This is a genomic window from Campylobacter gastrosuis (assembly GCF_030249845.1).
Classification (GTDB): Bacteria; Campylobacterota; Campylobacteria; order Campylobacterales; family Campylobacteraceae; genus Campylobacter_A; species Campylobacter_A gastrosuis.
In genome coordinates this window covers 15,671-31,885 of sequence record NZ_JANURM010000009.1, presented here as the reverse complement: position 1 = coordinate 31,885, position 16,215 = coordinate 15,671, and the positions used below count along the sequence as shown (strand labels likewise).

Annotated in this window: 20 protein-coding genes; 6 read left to right on the top strand and 14 right to left on the bottom strand. The window is 38.0% G+C overall.

Features of this window, described 5'->3' with window-relative positions; translation table 11 throughout:
• The first annotated feature begins 220 nt into the window (after positions 1-220).
• The 3 genes from NYG85_RS07560 to truA are packed head-to-tail and all read left to right on the top strand — an operon-like array spanning position 221 to position 2,755.
• Positions 221-1,018, top strand: a complete 798-nt coding sequence (locus tag NYG85_RS07560; protein WP_284937876.1) for a prepilin peptidase — start codon at positions 221-223, stop codon at positions 1,016-1,018.
• Positions 1,011-2,030 carry an LptF/LptG family permease gene (locus NYG85_RS07555; RefSeq protein ID WP_284937875.1) on the top strand — a complete coding sequence of 340 codons (1,020 nt, stop codon included), beginning with the start codon at positions 1,011-1,013 and terminating at the stop codon, positions 2,028-2,030. Before NYG85_RS07560 ends, NYG85_RS07555 begins: the two co-directional genes overlap by 8 nt.
• Positions 2,030-2,755 carry a tRNA pseudouridine(38-40) synthase TruA gene (gene truA, locus NYG85_RS07550; protein ID WP_284937874.1) on the top strand — a complete coding sequence of 242 codons (726 nt, stop codon included), beginning with the start codon at positions 2,030-2,032 and terminating at the stop codon, positions 2,753-2,755. The genes NYG85_RS07555 and truA overlap by 1 nt, the downstream gene beginning before the upstream one ends.
• Before the next feature lie 34 nt (positions 2,756-2,789).
• Here truA and NYG85_RS07545 read toward each other — a convergent pair whose 3' ends face one another.
• Together NYG85_RS07545 and NYG85_RS07540 are read right to left on the bottom strand one after the other, a co-directional pair.
• Positions 2,790-2,954 carry a hypothetical protein gene (locus NYG85_RS07545; protein ID WP_284937873.1) on the bottom strand — a complete coding sequence of 55 codons (165 nt, stop codon included), beginning with the start codon at positions 2,952-2,954 and terminating at the stop codon, positions 2,790-2,792.
• 2 nt (positions 2,955-2,956) lie between these two features.
• Positions 2,957-3,202 carry an XRE family transcriptional regulator gene (locus tag NYG85_RS07540; RefSeq protein ID WP_284937921.1) on the bottom strand — a complete coding sequence of 82 codons (246 nt, stop codon included), beginning with the start codon at positions 3,200-3,202 and terminating at the stop codon, positions 2,957-2,959.
• A 301-nt stretch (positions 3,203-3,503) separates the two neighbouring features.
• Between NYG85_RS07540 and NYG85_RS07535 the strand changes: the two genes are divergently transcribed.
• Genes NYG85_RS07535 through dnaK form a run of 3 tightly spaced genes read left to right on the top strand, consistent with a single transcriptional unit; the run spans position 3,504 to position 6,732 of the window.
• A complete protein-coding gene (locus NYG85_RS07535) occupies positions 3,504-4,298 on the top strand; it encodes an HrcA family transcriptional regulator (RefSeq protein WP_284937872.1) in 795 nt (264 codons plus the stop codon).
• Positions 4,295-4,831: a nucleotide exchange factor GrpE gene (grpE, locus tag NYG85_RS07530; RefSeq protein ID WP_284937871.1), complete on the top strand. Its 537-nt coding sequence runs from the start codon at positions 4,295-4,297 to the stop codon at positions 4,829-4,831. The genes NYG85_RS07535 and grpE overlap by 4 nt, the downstream gene beginning before the upstream one ends.
• Positions 4,832-4,866: 35 nt before the next feature.
• Positions 4,867-6,732, top strand: a complete 1,866-nt coding sequence (dnaK, locus tag NYG85_RS07525; protein WP_284937870.1) for a molecular chaperone DnaK — start codon at positions 4,867-4,869, stop codon at positions 6,730-6,732.
• A gap of 39 nt (positions 6,733-6,771) precedes the next feature.
• Here the strand turns inward: dnaK and mrdA are convergent, their stop codons facing one another.
• From mrdA to NYG85_RS07465, 12 genes are read right to left on the bottom strand one after another with little or no spacing between them, the layout of a single operon-like run.
• The gene (mrdA, locus tag NYG85_RS07520; protein ID WP_284937869.1) at positions 6,772-8,568 is read right to left on the bottom strand and encodes a penicillin-binding protein 2; all 1,797 of its coding nucleotides are present in this window, start codon (positions 8,566-8,568) and stop codon (positions 6,772-6,774) included.
• Complete coding sequence (locus tag NYG85_RS07515; RefSeq protein ID WP_284937867.1) at positions 8,565-9,056, bottom strand: hypothetical protein; 492 nt, start codon at positions 9,054-9,056, stop codon at positions 8,565-8,567. The genes mrdA and NYG85_RS07515 overlap by 4 nt, the downstream gene beginning before the upstream one ends.
• Complete coding sequence (locus NYG85_RS07510; protein ID WP_284937866.1) at positions 9,023-9,484, bottom strand: N-acetyltransferase; 462 nt, start codon at positions 9,482-9,484, stop codon at positions 9,023-9,025. Before NYG85_RS07510 ends, NYG85_RS07515 begins: the two co-directional genes overlap by 34 nt.
• A complete protein-coding gene (gene yihA / locus NYG85_RS07505; protein ID WP_432264851.1) occupies positions 9,481-10,086 on the bottom strand; it encodes a ribosome biogenesis GTP-binding protein YihA/YsxC in 606 nt (201 codons plus the stop codon). The genes NYG85_RS07510 and yihA overlap by 4 nt, the downstream gene beginning before the upstream one ends.
• Complete coding sequence (lptA, locus tag NYG85_RS07500; protein ID WP_284937865.1) at positions 10,083-10,556, bottom strand: lipopolysaccharide transport periplasmic protein LptA; 474 nt, start codon at positions 10,554-10,556, stop codon at positions 10,083-10,085. The genes yihA and lptA overlap by 4 nt, the downstream gene beginning before the upstream one ends.
• Positions 10,535-11,056 (bottom strand): LPS export ABC transporter periplasmic protein LptC, encoded by a 522-nt coding sequence (gene lptC / locus NYG85_RS07495; RefSeq protein WP_284937864.1) that lies wholly within the window; start codon positions 11,054-11,056, stop codon positions 10,535-10,537. The genes lptA and lptC overlap by 22 nt, the downstream gene beginning before the upstream one ends.
• Entirely contained in the window at positions 11,047-11,535 is a 489-nt protein-coding gene (locus NYG85_RS07490; protein ID WP_284937863.1) for a KdsC family phosphatase, read from the bottom strand. Before NYG85_RS07490 ends, lptC begins: the two co-directional genes overlap by 10 nt.
• Positions 11,532-12,119: an imidazoleglycerol-phosphate dehydratase HisB gene (gene hisB, locus NYG85_RS07485; protein WP_432264850.1), complete on the bottom strand. Its 588-nt coding sequence runs from the start codon at positions 12,117-12,119 to the stop codon at positions 11,532-11,534. The genes NYG85_RS07490 and hisB overlap by 4 nt, the downstream gene beginning before the upstream one ends.
• Position 12,120: 1 nt before the next feature.
• Entirely contained in the window at positions 12,121-12,921 is an 801-nt protein-coding gene (locus NYG85_RS07480; RefSeq protein WP_284937862.1) for a septal ring lytic transglycosylase RlpA family protein, read from the bottom strand.
• Positions 12,908-14,098, bottom strand: a complete 1,191-nt coding sequence (locus tag NYG85_RS07475) for a lytic transglycosylase domain-containing protein (RefSeq protein WP_284937861.1) — start codon at positions 14,096-14,098, stop codon at positions 12,908-12,910. The genes NYG85_RS07480 and NYG85_RS07475 overlap by 14 nt, the downstream gene beginning before the upstream one ends.
• Before the next feature lie 18 nt (positions 14,099-14,116).
• Complete coding sequence (locus NYG85_RS07470) at positions 14,117-14,899, bottom strand: TatD family hydrolase (protein ID WP_284937860.1); 783 nt, start codon at positions 14,897-14,899, stop codon at positions 14,117-14,119.
• Positions 14,889-16,154 (bottom strand): GGDEF domain-containing response regulator, encoded by a 1,266-nt coding sequence (locus NYG85_RS07465; protein WP_284937859.1) that lies wholly within the window; start codon positions 16,152-16,154, stop codon positions 14,889-14,891. The genes NYG85_RS07470 and NYG85_RS07465 overlap by 11 nt, the downstream gene beginning before the upstream one ends.
• Positions 16,155-16,215 lie beyond the last annotated feature (61 nt).

Genomic DNA, 16,215 nt, shown 5'->3' with positions numbered 1-16,215 from the left:
CACCAGCCACATCCTTTTTTAGGGTGTGGCTATTTGGTTTTAAAATTTATATTTTATCAATCCATTTTACAAAACAAATTTTATTAATCAAAAAACAAAAATCGCATATTTTTAAATTTCAAAACCCATAAAAAACAAAAAAATATATACTTTTAATTTTACTTTAATTAGTCTATAATCAATTTTTTGGCAAATTTACGCTTTAAATTAAAGGATTATTTTGGATATTTTAGATATTTATATCGTTGTCATTTTGGCTGTTTTTGGCGTTTGTGTCGGTTCGTTTTCAAATGTCCTAATCTACCGCCTACCACGAAACGAGAGCATAAACTACCCAGCCTCACACTGCCCAAGTTGCAACACGCCTTTGAAATTTTACCACAACATACCCATTTTTTCGTGGCTATTTTTAGGTGGCAAATGCGCATTTTGCGGACAAAAAATCAGCCCAGTTTATCCGATAGTTGAGCTTTTTAGCGGTGTTTTGATGCTTGTTAGCTACTTTTTTTATGAGCGAAATTTCAGCCTTAACTTAGGCGATTACGTAGCTATCGTTTCGCTTGGACTTTGTTTTATTATGCTTTTAGCACTTAGCGTGATTGATTTTCGTTACAAAGCCGTCCCAGACGCACTTTTAAACGCTAGCGTTTGCTTTTCATTAATTTATGGAGTATCGCTAAATTTATCAAACGACGAGCCATTTTATCACAACGCCCTAGCCGCTGCCACATTCGCCCTTGCCTTTTGGCTACTTCGCTTTTTGGTTAGCCACTTTTTAAAACGAGAGGCTATGGGTAGTGCCGACATCTTTATCGCTGCCGTGATTGGCGGTGTGCTTGGCTTTAAGCTTGGCGTGATTGCCATTTACATTGGTGCTGTGCTTACCCTGCCAGTTTATGCCGTGGTCGCAAAGCGTGGGTATGAGCTAGCTTTCGTGCCGTTTTTAAGCCTTGGACTGCTTGTAAGCTACATTTTTAGCACAGAAATTTTAAAAATTTTGAGCTTTTTATATGAGTAAAGTAAATAGATACATCCTTTTAAATTTTTTAACGACATTTGCATCGCTGTTTAGCACACTTTTTTTAATAATGTCTATCGTTTTTTTTATACAAATTGCTCGCGTTACCTCATACATTGAGATCACATTTTTTGAGCTAATAAAGCTCTATCTTTTTATGCTGCCTCGCGTCTTGCTTTTTGTCGTGCCGATAGCATTTTTTGTCGCACTTACAATGAGCTTTTTTCGCCTTTCAAAGGAGAATGAGAGCATTGTGATTTTTACTTTGGGGCTTTCACCAACGCACATTTCACGCTTTTTTTTAGCTTTATCAGCCCTACTTTCAGCCCTACTTTTAGTCGTAGCCATCGTGCTTATCCCAAAGGCAGCCCAACTAAATACAAATTTCATTGACTATAAAAAAACGATAGCAAAACTAAATTTAAAAGGCGGAGAATTTGGGCAGAAATTCTCTGACTGGATGGTCTATATCAACGGCGAAATTTCTGACAAAAACGGCACAACCTACAAAGATATCACAATGTATAACTCAAACACAAATCGCCTAATCCTAGCAAACACGGCTAAAATTTCAAACGAAAATGGCGTCATTGAACTTGCCTTAAATGACGGCAAATTTTACGATTTAAAAGATAACGTTTATCATAAAGGTAGCTTTTCATCAATGAAAATTCGCACCGAACAAGAGGGCACAATCAGCCAAACAAACGGAATTTTAGCCTACTGGCAAGAGGCAAAAACAAATCAAAAACGCAAAAAAGACCTAAGCACATACGCCCTAGTCGCCCTATTTCCCCTAGCCTCAACACTATTTGCATTTAGCTTTGGTATCGTAACCTACCGCTACGACAAGGGCATTGTCTATGTCGGCACATTTGGCGTGCTTTTTGGCTATTTTTCGCTAATTATGCTACTTGGGGCAAAACCGACAATAGCGATACCAGCGGTATTTTTAGCATTTTTTGGCGTTAGTGCTTTGTATTTTAAAACCAAAATTTTAAACAAATACTAATGAAAATCCAGCTCATTTTTAGCTATGATGGCTCAAAATTTCAAGGCTCACAAACCCAGCCACACCAAAACGGCGTGGAGGATGCCCTAGCAAAAGCCCTAACTCACGTTGGAATTTTTAACAAAATCACTTCAAGCAGCAGAACTGATAAGGATGTTCACGCAAACAACCAAAGCGCAAGTGTTGAGTGTGGCGAGCATTTTAGCGACTTAGAGCGTTTAAAAAGCCTGATAAATCGCCACGCAAGACCGCACATAAATGTGAAATTTATAAGGCGAGTTGGCGATGATTTTCAGCCTCGCTTTGACGCTGTGGCTAGAAGCTATCGCTATGTCATCAGCCACGATAAATTTAGCGTTTTTAGGGCAGATTATGAGCTATTTTTGCCAAAATTTGACACCAAAAAAGCAAACGAACTTCTATCATTATTCATTGGGCGACACGATTTTAGCCAGTTTATGAAAACTGGTAGCAGCACAAAAAGCCCAGTGCGTGAAATTTACAAGGCATTTTGCTACGAATACAAAAACAAAACCATCATCGTTTTTAAGGCAAACGGCTTTTTAAGGGGGCAAGTCCGTCTGATGATTGCCGTGCTTTTAAAGGCACTCGGACGTAAAAATGGCGATGAGTTAATCAAAAATCAGCTAGAAAACAAAGCCACATTAACACGCATACCAGCCCCACCGCAAGGGCTTTATTTAAACAGAGTGCATTATTTTTAGCACCTTTTTATATTTATAATGTAAGATAAAAATTTTAACGGCGTTTTTGCCGTATTTTTTTGCGAATACTCTTAAAATTTAAAAGCGTTAGTGCATAAAATTCCTTGTAAAAACGTAAAAATTTACTCTCTTTTTTTCTATAAATCACCGCAAAAACCGCTTCAAGCTCCATACGCTCTTTTTTAGTCAGACAATCCAATTTTATGCTCCAAATAGCTTTTTCATCTTTTTTAAAACAAACAAAACCTCATCATCATCAAGCTCACAAAGCAATCTACACACAGCAACAGCCGCTTGTGGCTTTGAATTGCCAAGCTTCCAGTCCTGATAAGTCCGCATAGAAACGCCAAGATGAGTTGCCATATCATTTAGCGAAATCTTTCTGCCTAAATTCTTAGACTCAACAGCGTTATGCAGTAGGTTAAAAATATCGTTTGTTTCAATCATCGGCGAATTATACAAAATAGTATTTTAAATATCAATTAAAACTCATAAAAAAATAAAAAAATCTTATTAAATTAGAAAATTTAAGTATAAAGTATCGTTTATTTTATAATTTTATACGTTTTTACGTATATTTTATAAATTTTATCGCAATTTTAAAATTTTAGTTAAAAAATTTTACTTAAAAAAGTTTAGTTTAATTGACTAAATTTAAATAAATAAATTTTTTTAGCTTTTACTCTTGACATTATTATGCTCAATATTGTATAATCCACCTAGCAATTTAAATTAAAGAGTGCTAAAAATGAGTAAAATAAGCAAAAGAGATCTGATACTAAACTCTATCATAAGTGCATATATTGATGAGAATTTACCTATCGGCTCAAACGAGCTTGGCTCTCGTATGAGCGTGTTTATGCCAGCTTCTACGATTAGAGTTTATTTTAAAAAGCTATCAGATGAGGGGCAAATCACCCAGCTTCACATAAGCGGTGGGCGAGTGCCGACACAGATAGCTATGCAAAACTATTGGAGCGAAATTTTTGCTGATTTTGATGAAATTATTAGCATTAATAATGATAGAGTGCTAAAAAATATCTGTTATAAATACGATCTTTATTGTATGATTTTTGGCTCAAATGATCAAAATTTAGATGAAATTTTAAATCTAAGTGATAGATTTTTGGTGCTGAAATTTTCAAAAGATGAGATAGTTTTAAAATTTGACGCTAGGGTTGAGAAATTTTTATCAAATTTGCTTGGCGTTAGCTTAAATAAGCTTGAAATTGTCGCTTCTCAGGTCGGTTTAAATGAGCTAAAAAACAAAATCAGAGAGCTAAAAAGGACAAAAATTCAGTTTCAAGAGAATGAAATTTTAGCCTTTAAAATGCTTTCAGATGAGCGTGTAAAGCTGATTTTTGAGCCGAGCTTTGAGAGCCTTATGAGTGAAAACATAGCCTTTTATCCGCTATTTAACGATGGTTTTATGGGGCTAAAATTAAGGGCAAATTATCTTGGCAACGAAGCCGTGATGATTTGTGGTGGCAGTATTTATGCAAATTATGTGAAATTTTTAAATGAGATAAGGGAGGCAGCGTGAGCGAAGAAAAAGACTTAGCACAAGAGCAAGGCGAGTGCCAAGAGGCTCAAAGTGAGAGCATAAATTTTGACGCCCTAAACGGCGAAAATACGAAAATTTTAGAGCTAGAAGCACAGGTAAATGAGCTAACAGATAAGTATTACAGAGCAAATGCGGACTTTGAGAACCTAAGAAAACGGGTTGAGAAAGAAAAGGCTGACATTGCAAGTTACGCAAATGAGAAATTTGCGCGTGATTTGCTCCCAGTGATTGACGCAATGCTAATGGGTGCGAATTTTAAGGCAGATGATGAGTTTTCAGCCAAGCTAAAAGAGGGCATTGATTTAACGCTAAATGAGTTTAAAAAATGCTTTGAAAAACACGGCATAAGCGAGATTGACACGAGTGGCGAGTTTGACCCAAATGTCCATAACGCCGTTATGCGTGTTGATAGCGACGCTCATCAAAGTGGGCAAATCGTGCAGGTAATGCAAAGAGGCTACACCATAAACGGCAGGGTTTTACGCCCAGCTATGGTTAGCATTGCAAATTAAAATTTGAAAAATAAAATCAATAAAAAGGATAAAAAATGGCAAAAGTTATAGGAATTGACTTAGGCACAACAAACTCTTGCGTGAGCGTTTATGAGCGCGGCGAGAGTAAGGTTATACCAAACAAAGAGGGTAAAAACACCACTCCATCAGTCGTGGCATTTACCGACAAGGGCGATGTTTTAGTAGGCGACGTGGCAAAACGTCAAGCGGTTACAAACCCAGAAAAAACGATATACTCTATCAAAAGAATAATGGGTTTAATGAGCAACGAAGAGGCAGCAAAAGAAGCAAAAGAGCGTCTGCCATATCACGTTGTTGATAGAAATGGTGCGTGTGCGATTGAAATTTCAGGCAAGGTTTATACCCCACAAGAAATTTCAGCAAAGGTGCTAATGAAGCTAAAAGAGGACGCCGAAGCGTTTTTAGGCGAAAAAGTTGTAGATGCGGTCATAACGGTGCCTGCGTATTTTAACGACAGCCAAAGAAAGGCGACAAAAGAGGCTGGAACTATTGCTGGATTAAACGTGCTTCGTATCATAAACGAGCCAACAGCAGCCGCACTTGCGTATGGTCTTGATAAAAAAGAGGCTGAGAAAATTTTAGTTTATGACCTTGGCGGCGGCACATTTGACGTAACCGTGCTTGAAACTGGCGATAACGTGGTAGAGGTTTTAGCAACCGGCGGTAACGCATTTTTAGGCGGCGATGACTTTGATAACCTAATCATTGACTGGCTTGCAAGTGAGTTTAAAGCTGAAACTGGCATAGATCTTAAAAAAGATGTAATGGCTTCACAGCGCCTAAAAGAGGCAGCAGAAAATGCCAAAAAAGAGCTAAGCTCTGCACAAGAGAGCAACATAAACCTGCCGTTTATCACAGCTGACGCAACAGGTCCAAAACACCTTGTAAAAACGCTAACAAGGGCGAAATTTGAGGGTATGATAGAAGCTCTTGTGGCTCAAACTATCTCAAAAATCAACGAGGTTGTAAAAGACGCAGGGCTAAGCAAGAGCGATATAAAAGAGGTTGTGATGGTTGGTGGCTCAACTCGTGTGCCACTCGTGCAAGATGAAGTTAAAAAGGCGTTTGGCAAAGAGCTAAATAAGAGCGTAAATCCAGATGAAGTCGTCGCAATCGGTGCTGCGATACAAGGCGCGGTTATAAAAGGCGATGTTAAAGACGTGTTGTTGCTTGACGTTACACCGCTTAGCCTTGGCATTGAAACGCTTGGTGGCGTGATGACAAAGATAATTGAAAAAGGCACGACGATACCAGTTAAGAAAAATCAGGTTTTCTCAACCGCTGAGGATAACCAAAGTGCCGTTACAATCCACGTAATTCAAGGAGAGCGTGAATTTGCAAGGGATAATAAATCGCTAGGACAATTTAACCTTGAAGGAATTCCAGCTGCTCCTCGTGGTGTGCCTCAAATTGAAGTTGAATTTGACATTGACGCAAACGGAATTTTAACGGTTTCAGCAAAAGATAAAGCGACTGGCAAAGCCCAAAATATCACGATCTCTGGCTCGTCAGGTCTAAGCGATGATGAGATAAATAAAATGGTAAAAGAGGCTGAGCTTCATAAAGAAGATGATAAAAAACGCAAAGAGGCAGTAGAGGCTAGAAACCAAGCTGACGCACTCGTTCATCAAACGCAAAAATCAATGGACGAGCTAGGCGAGAAAGTCCCAGCAGAAGATAGAGCAAACATTGAAGCGGCGTTAAATGAGCTAAAAGAGGTGCTAAAAGATGAAAATGCAAGCAAAGAGCAGATTGAGGCGAAGGTTAAAAATTTAAGCACCGCAAGTCACAAACTAGCCGAAGCGATGTATAAAAAAGATGAAAACAAAGATGAGAATAAGAAAAAAGATGATGATGTCATAGACGCTGAAGTCGAGTAAAAAACGAGCCGTTTTATACGGCTCAACCCCCAAAACTATCTACTTTTTTGACTTTTTAACGATATATCCCATTTCTAAAAGTTTATTGTAAATTTGCGACACCTTTGGGCCAGCCGCACTGCCTCCGTGTCCGCCGTGCTCAATTATCATTGTAATGACAAACTGCGGATCCTCAAAGGGCGCATAGGTGGTCAGCCAAGCGTGTGAGCGTTGCAAATAAAGCATATCCTCCTCACGCATACGCTTCTTTTCGGTTTGCGAAATTCCAACAACCTGAGCCGTGCCGGTCTTAGCTGCCACGCTTACATTTGTATCGGTAAAATACCGCCTAGCCGTGCCTTTTGGGTGATTTGCCACCTCATACATTGCGTGGCGAATATATGGCAGCTGCGACTTTTCAAATTTTGAAAAAATATCATCTTTTGGCGTGAAATCCACATCAACTCCATCAATGCTCTTTAAAAAATGTGGCGTGATATTTAGCCCAGTAGCAAGCATTGCCGTGTGCCTTGCAACCTGCATAGGCGTTACTAAAAAATTGCCCTGCCCGATTGATGTAATTAGCGTTTCGCCCTGAAACCACGATTTGCCGTATTTTCGCATTTTCCACTCACGACTAGGCACGGTGCCTAAGAATTCATTTGGTAAATCCACGCCAGTTTTTACTCCAAAGCCAAAGCGTTCAAGTATCGGCACGATCGCATCAATACCGATTTTTTGGCTACTTTTATAAAAATAATCATCACAACTCTCCCTAATTGCGCTATTTAAATTTACAAAGCCGTGTCCGTATGAATTCCAACAGCGAAATTTTCGCCCTCCAAGCTCATACGTGCCAGTGCAGGTGTAGCCGTCATTTTTGCTCATACCATTATCTAAAAACGCAAGTGCCATACCCATTTTTACGACAGAGCCGGGTGGATAAAGACCATTTACGAGCTTGTTTGTAAATGGATGATCAACGTCCTTTATGAGCTTATCCCACTCATCTTGTGTAATGCCAGTTACAAATGGATTAAGATTATACTCAGGAAAGCTCCCAGCTGCCACAATCGCTCCGTCCTTTAAATCCATTACAATCACGCTACCAGCGTCATTGCCAAAGACTTTGGTTATAAATTCTTGAAGCTCTAAATCAATCGTTAGCTTGATATTTTTTGAGCTTGGCGGAGTGTAGCTTAGCTGTTCTAGCTCCTCATTTAGGGCATTTACCTTTGTGCGTTTTACCCCTTCAACGCCCTGTAAAACGGAGTTATAAAACCGCTCAACACCGCTTCTGCCGATATGATTTGTCAGCTTTGCAATCTGGTCGTTTTGCACATCTTGCTGATTTGCCTTGCCGACATAGCCGATTATGTGAGAAGCCAAATCGTTGTGTGGGTAGTGGCGTTTTGATGATGGGTTTATGCTGATATTTTCACGCAAGGATAGCTTTGCAAAATGCGGGATAAATTTATCATAATCAATAAATTCCACGACATTTATGTAGTCTTGATTATATGGTGAGTCGTTTTTTATATACTCTTTTTTGATTTTGGTGGCGTTTAAATCGCTAAAATAACTCACTAAATTTGCAATTTCGCCATCTAAAATTTCAGCCTTTTTTGTCAAATGTGGTGCAATAGCAACCGAAAAACCGAGCCGATTTACGGCAAGTGGCTTGTCGTTTGCATCAAAAATCAACCCACGAACAGGCGGTATATACTGCGTTTTTATGACGTTTTGCTCGGCTATTTCTTCGTAATATGCGTTAGAATTTACAGCCAAATAATAAATCCTAGTAAGAAGCATAATCCAAAACGCAATCACGATAGCAAAGACAATTCGCATTCTCATACGACTTTTTCCTTAAACAAAACTATGGCAAAAACGGACTCAATAAAAATGTAAAATCCATACCAAGCATCAATGTATAAAAATGGCTTGTTTTGCAGATAATTTATGGCGTTGCTAACCAGATAAACGCCCAAATATCCGCTAAAAACAAAGATAATTAACAAAAAATTTCTATACTTCATCGTGCTAAAAAGCCAATCAACCATAAAATAAAAGAAAATGATAAAGGCTATCAGGCTTGAAAACATATAAAAGCCGTGAATTTGCTCGGCAAAAAGCAAAAATGCAATGCTTAAATGCCAACCAAAGCCAAATTCCATATAGCTTTTTTGCTGTTTTTTGGCATATTCAATAATCATATAGGTAAAAAATAGCCCAATTAATGGCGGTAAAAATAGGTAAATAGAGGTGGCTATCTCATAAGCAAACAGAGATAAAACGCCAAAACCATAACCTAAATATCGTAGATCAGAGCTATTTCGTCGCATACTGGGAAGTGCTTGCATTTTGCACAATCAGCCCAAATTTTCTGAGCTGGCAGGGCAGTTTTTGGTATCTCTTTAAAGCCAAGTTTTTCAAAAAAACTCTTACGATACGTAAGTGTAAAGACCTGTTTTAACTCATAAAATTTAGCCTCTTTTAAAAGCTCTTTTACAATTAATGAGCCAACACCGCTACCACGCAAATTTTGCCCTACAATTAGGCTTCTAACCTCGGCAAGCTCTGGCGTGTGAATGTGAAGTGCTGCGTATCCAGCGATATTTTCGCCATCAAGTGCTATTGTATATGAGCGGATATTTGTGCTTACCTCATCGTTGCTTCGTGGCAAGATTATGCCATTAGCCACCTCGTTTTTGACTAAATTTTGCATAGCGATTATATCATTTAATCGTGGTTTTTTAAGCTCTATTTTCATTGTCTGCCTAGTGCGTTGTTTATGATAATTTGTAGCGATTTTTCAATGCCACTTTTATTAAGGCTTGAAACTAAAATTCCGCTCTTGTCGTGCTTTAAAATCGCACTTTTTTGGCTTTGATTTAGCTTGTCTGACTTTGTGTATAAATTTAAAAGTCGCTGGTCGCCACTTAAAAAGCCTTTAATATAATCATTTACCCTTTTGTCAATCTCTAAATCAAAATGCCTAGCGTCAATTAAGTGCAAAAATAGCCTGATATTTGTGCGAAATTTCAAAAACTCATCAAGGTTTTTTTGCCACTCTTCGTGCATTGATTTTGCCACTTTTGCGTAGCCAAAACCGGGCAAATCAACAAAAATAACGCTAAATTTTTCGTTAGCATCATCATCGGCTAAGCCAACTTCAAAGAAATTTATAAGCCTTGTTTTGCCCGGCGTTGATGAGCTTTTTGCAAGATTTGCGTGATTTGTTAGGGCGTTGATTATGCTTGATTTGCCGACGTTTGAACGCCCTAAAAATACAATCTCACTTGATGAAAATTCAGGTGCTTCTTTTATGCTTGGCGATGATGTTAGAAATTTTGCCCAAATGGCTCTTATCACTTCTGTTTATCCTCAACATTAAAGATAAATTTCACCGGCTCATTTGAGGTGCTTTGGACGTTATAAACGCCGTTTTTTTGGTCAATCGTAATCTTTTCGCCGTAAATATTTTTATCCGTTTGTATCTCTTTTAAATGCCCTTTGCCAGTGATTGTATAAAAGTCCTTTACTGGCTCATAGGTCAAAACTTCACCCCTGCCCTCGTAGTTTTTATTCTTCATAAATAGCCTAAAATTCGCATTATTTGTCGCTACATATTTTAAAGGCTGTCTATTTTTATCAAAATAAACGACCACTTTACTAGCCCTTAACTCATCTGTTTTGCCCTTTTTTATATGCACATTGCCGTTAAATTCCGTAACCTGCTTGTTCTCATCGGCAAAAAAGCTATCAGCCGTAATCTCAACCTGCTCGGCATTTGCCGTTAAAAGTGTAAAAATAAGAAAAATTATCGTTTTTGCTCTACCCACGCCTTTACCCCTTGTGCTTTTGTTTGTTTGTTGTTTATATCGTATTCTAGGCTTTTGCCGATGACCTTGTCGTGATTTTTAGTCGCTACAAAATCGCTAGTTGTCCTTGCGATTTTTGCCTTTTGATTGTAAATTAACTCATCCGAGCTAAATTTTAAGCTCTCGTTATTTTCATACCTTACATCTTTTAAGAATTTCATCTCATCGCCCTGATAAATGGCAGTTTGTGAGCTTAAATTATGCTCTAAATTTTGCCTTAATACACTCGCTTTAAAATTTAAAAACTCATCTTTATTAGCATACCTGTTTAGCCTGTCAGCTTCGTATTTGCCAGAAATTTTTGTAGCGTTTATCTCATAATCAACAATCTGATTCACCTGCATATTTGCAACCGACAAATCCCTTTTAAACTGCTCTGAATAATATGGGTCCGATGAGGCTAAAAAGACCATTGCCACGCTAAAAATAGCAATGACAAAGTAGAAAATTTTTACAACCAACGCTTAGACCACTCATCAAATAGATTCTGCTCTTTGATGATAAGCTCTATCATCTCACGCACAGCACCCTTGCCACCTTTGTGTTTAAGCTTGGTTTTAACTTCAAGCGCCTTAATCGCATCTTTTGGCTTAAAGCTCCAAGCAACGGCATTTAAAAGCTTAAAGTCATTATAATCATCTCCGATAGCAGCGGCATTTGATAGCTCTAAACCCTCAAATTTTAAAATTTCTTTTGCCACTTCAAGCTTGTCGCTCACGCCCTGATAAACGTGCGTGATTTTTAGATCTTCTGCCCTTTTTTCAACGATTTGCGAGCTTCTGCCAGTGATAATTGCCACCTTTTTGCCAAGCTTTAACCAGCTCTCAATCGCATAGCCATCCTTTACATCAAATGCCTTAAACAACTCGCCACTTTCATTGTAAGTTATTTTGCCATTAGTTAAGCACCCATCAACATCTAAAAAGATAATCTCTATCATAAAACACCCTTCGTGCTAGGCGTGGCAATACGGCTATTTTGCGTCAAAGCCCTTCTTAATGCGACTGCAAATGCCTTAAATGTCGCTTCAATGACGTGATGAGCGTTCTTGCCACGCTCTTTTTTAAGATGAAGTGTGATATTTGCGTTAAAGCAAACTGCCCTAAAAAACTCCTCAACAAGCTCCACATCAAACTCGCCGACCTTGCCACTCTCATTAAAATTTTCATAGACTAAAAACGCCCGGTTGCCAAGGTCAATTACGCAGCTAACAGCAGCCTCGTCCATTGCCACAACGCTATTTGCAAAACGCTCAACTCCGCTAAGCGGATAAAGTGCCTCTTTTAAAAGCAGGCCAATAACAATGCCAACGTCCTCAACGCTATGATGAAAATCAACCTCTAAATCGCCCCTGCAATCTAATTTTAAATCAATCAAAGAGTGCTTAGCAAACGCTTCAAGCATATGATTAAAAAAGCCAATACCTGTTGAAATTTCGCACTTGCCAGTGCCGTAAAGTAAAATTTGAGCAGAGATTTTTGTCTCTTTTGTATCTCTATTTAGGCTTAAAATTTCAGTTTTCAAACTAACCCCTTACAATGTAAGCACCGCTAAAATGTCCGCTCTTAGCGAAGTCCCTAGCCTCTTCTTCGCTTCTAAAACCGGTCAAAAACACCCTGTGAAAGGTGTCGCCATCAATGCTAAAAGTCTTAACTACCGATTTATAGCCCATTACATTTTGGTGTTCGTTTTTGTATCTGTTTGCACCCTCAATGTTTTTAAACGCTCCGATTTGAACCATAAATTCTCCGCCAACAACGCTTTGATTTTCATAAATTTGAGATGATTTTGCGGTTTTAAAATCCTGCGTTTTATAGCCACCAGCACTTGCAACGGCGTTATTTTCAAAGCCAACAACCTCCATTTTTACTGGTGCTGTGCCGGTTGAAAGCATATCAATTTGTGTCGCTGCCGCCTTTGAAAGGTCAATCACCCTATCGCCTACAAACGGGCCTCTGTCGTTAATCCTAACAATCACTTGGCGGCTGTTTTTTAAATTTGTAACCTTAACAATCGTATTCATCGGCAATGTTTTATGAGCGGCGGTCATATTGTGCATATTGTAAATTTCGCCATTTGAAGTCTTTTTGCCGTGAAAATTTGGACCATACCAGCTAGCAATGCCACTTGCCGTATCGCCAACGCTAACAACAGTGGGATAGTAAGTCTTGCCGTTTATTGTATAAGGCCTCATCGTAGCTTTTTGGACTGATTTTGAGTTATTTATCCTAGCGTCAGTCGGACTGCTTGGTGCAAACGGCGATGAGAAACAGCCAGAAAATAGCAGGATAAAACAGGTAAAAATGGCAATTTTAAGGTATGACAATCTTTACTCCAACCTGCAAGTTGTCGTTACTTGCTAGTGAATTTGCGTCTTTTATATCTTTGACTTTTACGTTAAATTTCTTTGATAAAATTTCAAGCGTGTCGCCGTTTTGAACGACATAACTTTGAAATTTATTCTGATCTGAGCGTGGGATTATTAGCTTTTGATCAACCGATACAAGGCTGTTTTTTAGCTCGTTATACTCCTTAATCGCCTTGTGACTCACGCCAGATTTTTTGGCAATAGCAAAGAGCGTGTCGCCACTTTTAACGGTGTATGAATAAAAGCGGTTGTTTGCCACAACTGGCTTGAAATTTTTAGCAAATATATCCTTTTTATTTTGCGGGATATAGACGTGGTAGCTCTTTGTATTTGGTGGCGTAAAGGCGAATTTTAGGTGCGTGTTGTCATCTTTTAGTCTTTTGACACTAACACCTATGCTGTCGCTGATTTGCTTTAAACTAGTCCCGCCCGGCACACTCACTTTTGAGGTGGCTAAAACTGGCTGATTTAGCAGAGTTGCGTCCTTTGAGAGTGCGAAATTTGGGTCTTTTGATATCATTGACGCTTTTAAAATTTTAATGATGAAATTTCTAGTTTCGCTTGGCAGATAGCCCTTTGTTGGGTCAAGCAAAGTGGCTAAATCATCGGTGCCAGCTTGTGTGATTGCCTTATTTAGGCGACCTTCGCCGCAGTTATACGCCATAAGTGCTAAATACCACTTGCCAAATTGCGATTTTAAGCCCTTTAAATACGAAGTGGCAGCCTTTGTTGATTTTACGATATCACGGCGTTCATCTATGTATTTATCTATTTTTAGCCCATAATTTTTAGCAGTAACATCCATAAATTGCCAAACACCAGTGGCTTTTACGCCTGAAACTGCGTGATTTGCAAAGCCAGACTCAATCATTGGCAGATATAAAAATATCTCTGGCAGTCCAGAAATTTTAATAGTATCTTTAATAGAGTAAATGTGCTTATAGCCGTTTTTTAGGGTGCGTGTGAAGTCGGCTATTTGCCTTTCATTTATGCCTTGTTTAATTTGCTGATAGTAAGAAGTTTGCATAAAACTTTTATCAATGTCAAGGTCTTTTAATATGTTTAAATGAGTGTTAGCAAAGGTGCTTAAAGTTAGCAAAACTGCTAAAAAAAGTATCTTTAAAACTGCTTTCATTTTTCTCCTTATTTAAGTTTAAAAACACTTAAACAAACGCTTTGCGTTGTCAGTGGTAAGCTCTGCGACTTGGGCATCGCTAAGGTTTAAAATTTCAGCCATCTTTTTGGCAACAAATCTTGTAAAGGCTGGCTCGTTTCTCTCGCCTCTGTGTGGCGTGGGCGTTAGATAGGGCGAGTCTGTTTCTAAAACCAGTCTATCTTTTGGTATTTTTGGCAAAATTTCTACTAAATTTTTAGCGTTTGTAAATGTTAAAACCCCGCCGATACCAAAGTAAAAATTCCCAAACTTACTAAGCTCCAAAAGTAGTGGCGATGCATTGTAGCAGTGCATTACCGCACCACTTTTAAGTTTTGGTGCGTAGTCGCTTAGAATTTTAAAACAATCCTCGTTAGCATCACGAATGTGCAAAATAACGGGTTTGTCTAGCTTAACTGCCATTTCTAGTTGAGCTAGAAAAACACGCTTTTGTGCCGATTTTTCAGCGATTTTTTCGTTTTCATCTTTTGGTAAACGAAAATAATCAAGCCCACACTCGCCCACAGCTACGCACTTTTGGTGCTTTGCGTAAGCTAAAAGCGTGGCTTCATCAAAGCCATCTTTGTCGTAAGGATGAACGCCAATGGCAAAGAAAACATCATCGTAAATTTCGCTAATTTTTACGATTTTTTCTATATCTTTAATGTCAGCACCGGGTATGATAAAGCCATTTATGCCTGAATTTCTAGCGTTTTTTATCACGCTATCAAGATCATCATTGTAACGATTATCATCTAAATGGCAGTGTGTATCAATAATCATAATTTGCTACCTCAACCCTATTTCGCCCACTCTCCTTTGCTACATAAAGAGCATTGTCAGCTAACTCCAAAAGCTCATCAAGCGTATAATCTTCATTAGAAAATGCAAGTCCGATTGAGATTGTAAATTTCAAAAAACTACCCTTTATTTCAATCTGTGACGCAGCAATATCAGCTCTTAATTTTACAAAAAATTTAATCGCATCTTCTTTTTTAACATTTTTTAAAAGTATGCAAAATTCTTCACCACCAAAACGTGCAACAATATCACTGCCCTTTGTGGCATTTGTAAATTGTGATGCAAGTGATTTTAAAACTCTATCGCCACCATCGTGCCCAAAAGTATCATTTATAGATTTAAAATGATCAATATCAATCATAGCAATAGCAAATGACTCCTGGCACTCGTGTGCTTTTTGCGAATATTCAGCTACATTTTCATAAAAAAATCGCCTATTGTATATGCCAGTTAAAAAATCATGATTTGCAAAATTTGCAATCTGTTCTATATTTTCAATAATATCAATAGTATTATTTACACGACAAATCAGCTCCTCTTTTTCAAACGGCTTTGCAATAAAATCATTTGCTCCCTGTTTTATAAAAATTGGTGCCCCAACATCTTCATTTGGCGAAGTCATAACTATCACACCAACATCGTTTTTCCCGTGTTCTGCTCGTATTTCCCTTAAAACTTCAAGCCCATTTTTAACAGGCATATTATAATCAGTCAAGACAAGTTTAATATCTGGATTGTCATTAAAATAATTCATTGCCTCCTCGCCGTGAGCTGCTGTAAAAACTTGAAATTGCAAATTTTTCATAACTTTTTTTAAATAGCTCCTAAACTGAGAAGAATCATCAACTACCATTACTTTAAATTTTCTATTTTTACTTAAACGATTTATGGTTGAAAAAATATAATTTACATCATCAACATTGCCTTTATAAACGTAATCAATAATCTCTTTTTGTGTGAAAAATTCCTTTGTTTTTTTATCTAAACTACCAGTTAAAACAATCACTCCAAGTCCGCCAGCAAGGGCATAATCTACAATTTCGCCATTTGGTGCGTCTGGCAGGTTTAAATCAAGCACGGCTAAAAAGTAATCTTTTTTGTTTTTTGCCATTAAAATTTTCGCCTCTTCAAAGCTGTGGGCGACATCTACTTGCATATCTGGTAGCTCTTTATTCATCTTTTTTGCGAGCAGTTTTGAGAGTGCTTTGTTATCATCAACTAATAAAATTTTATCCATTTTAAAAAATACCTTAATATTAAATCCCCTAATTTTATCAAAAAAAATTATTATAAAACTT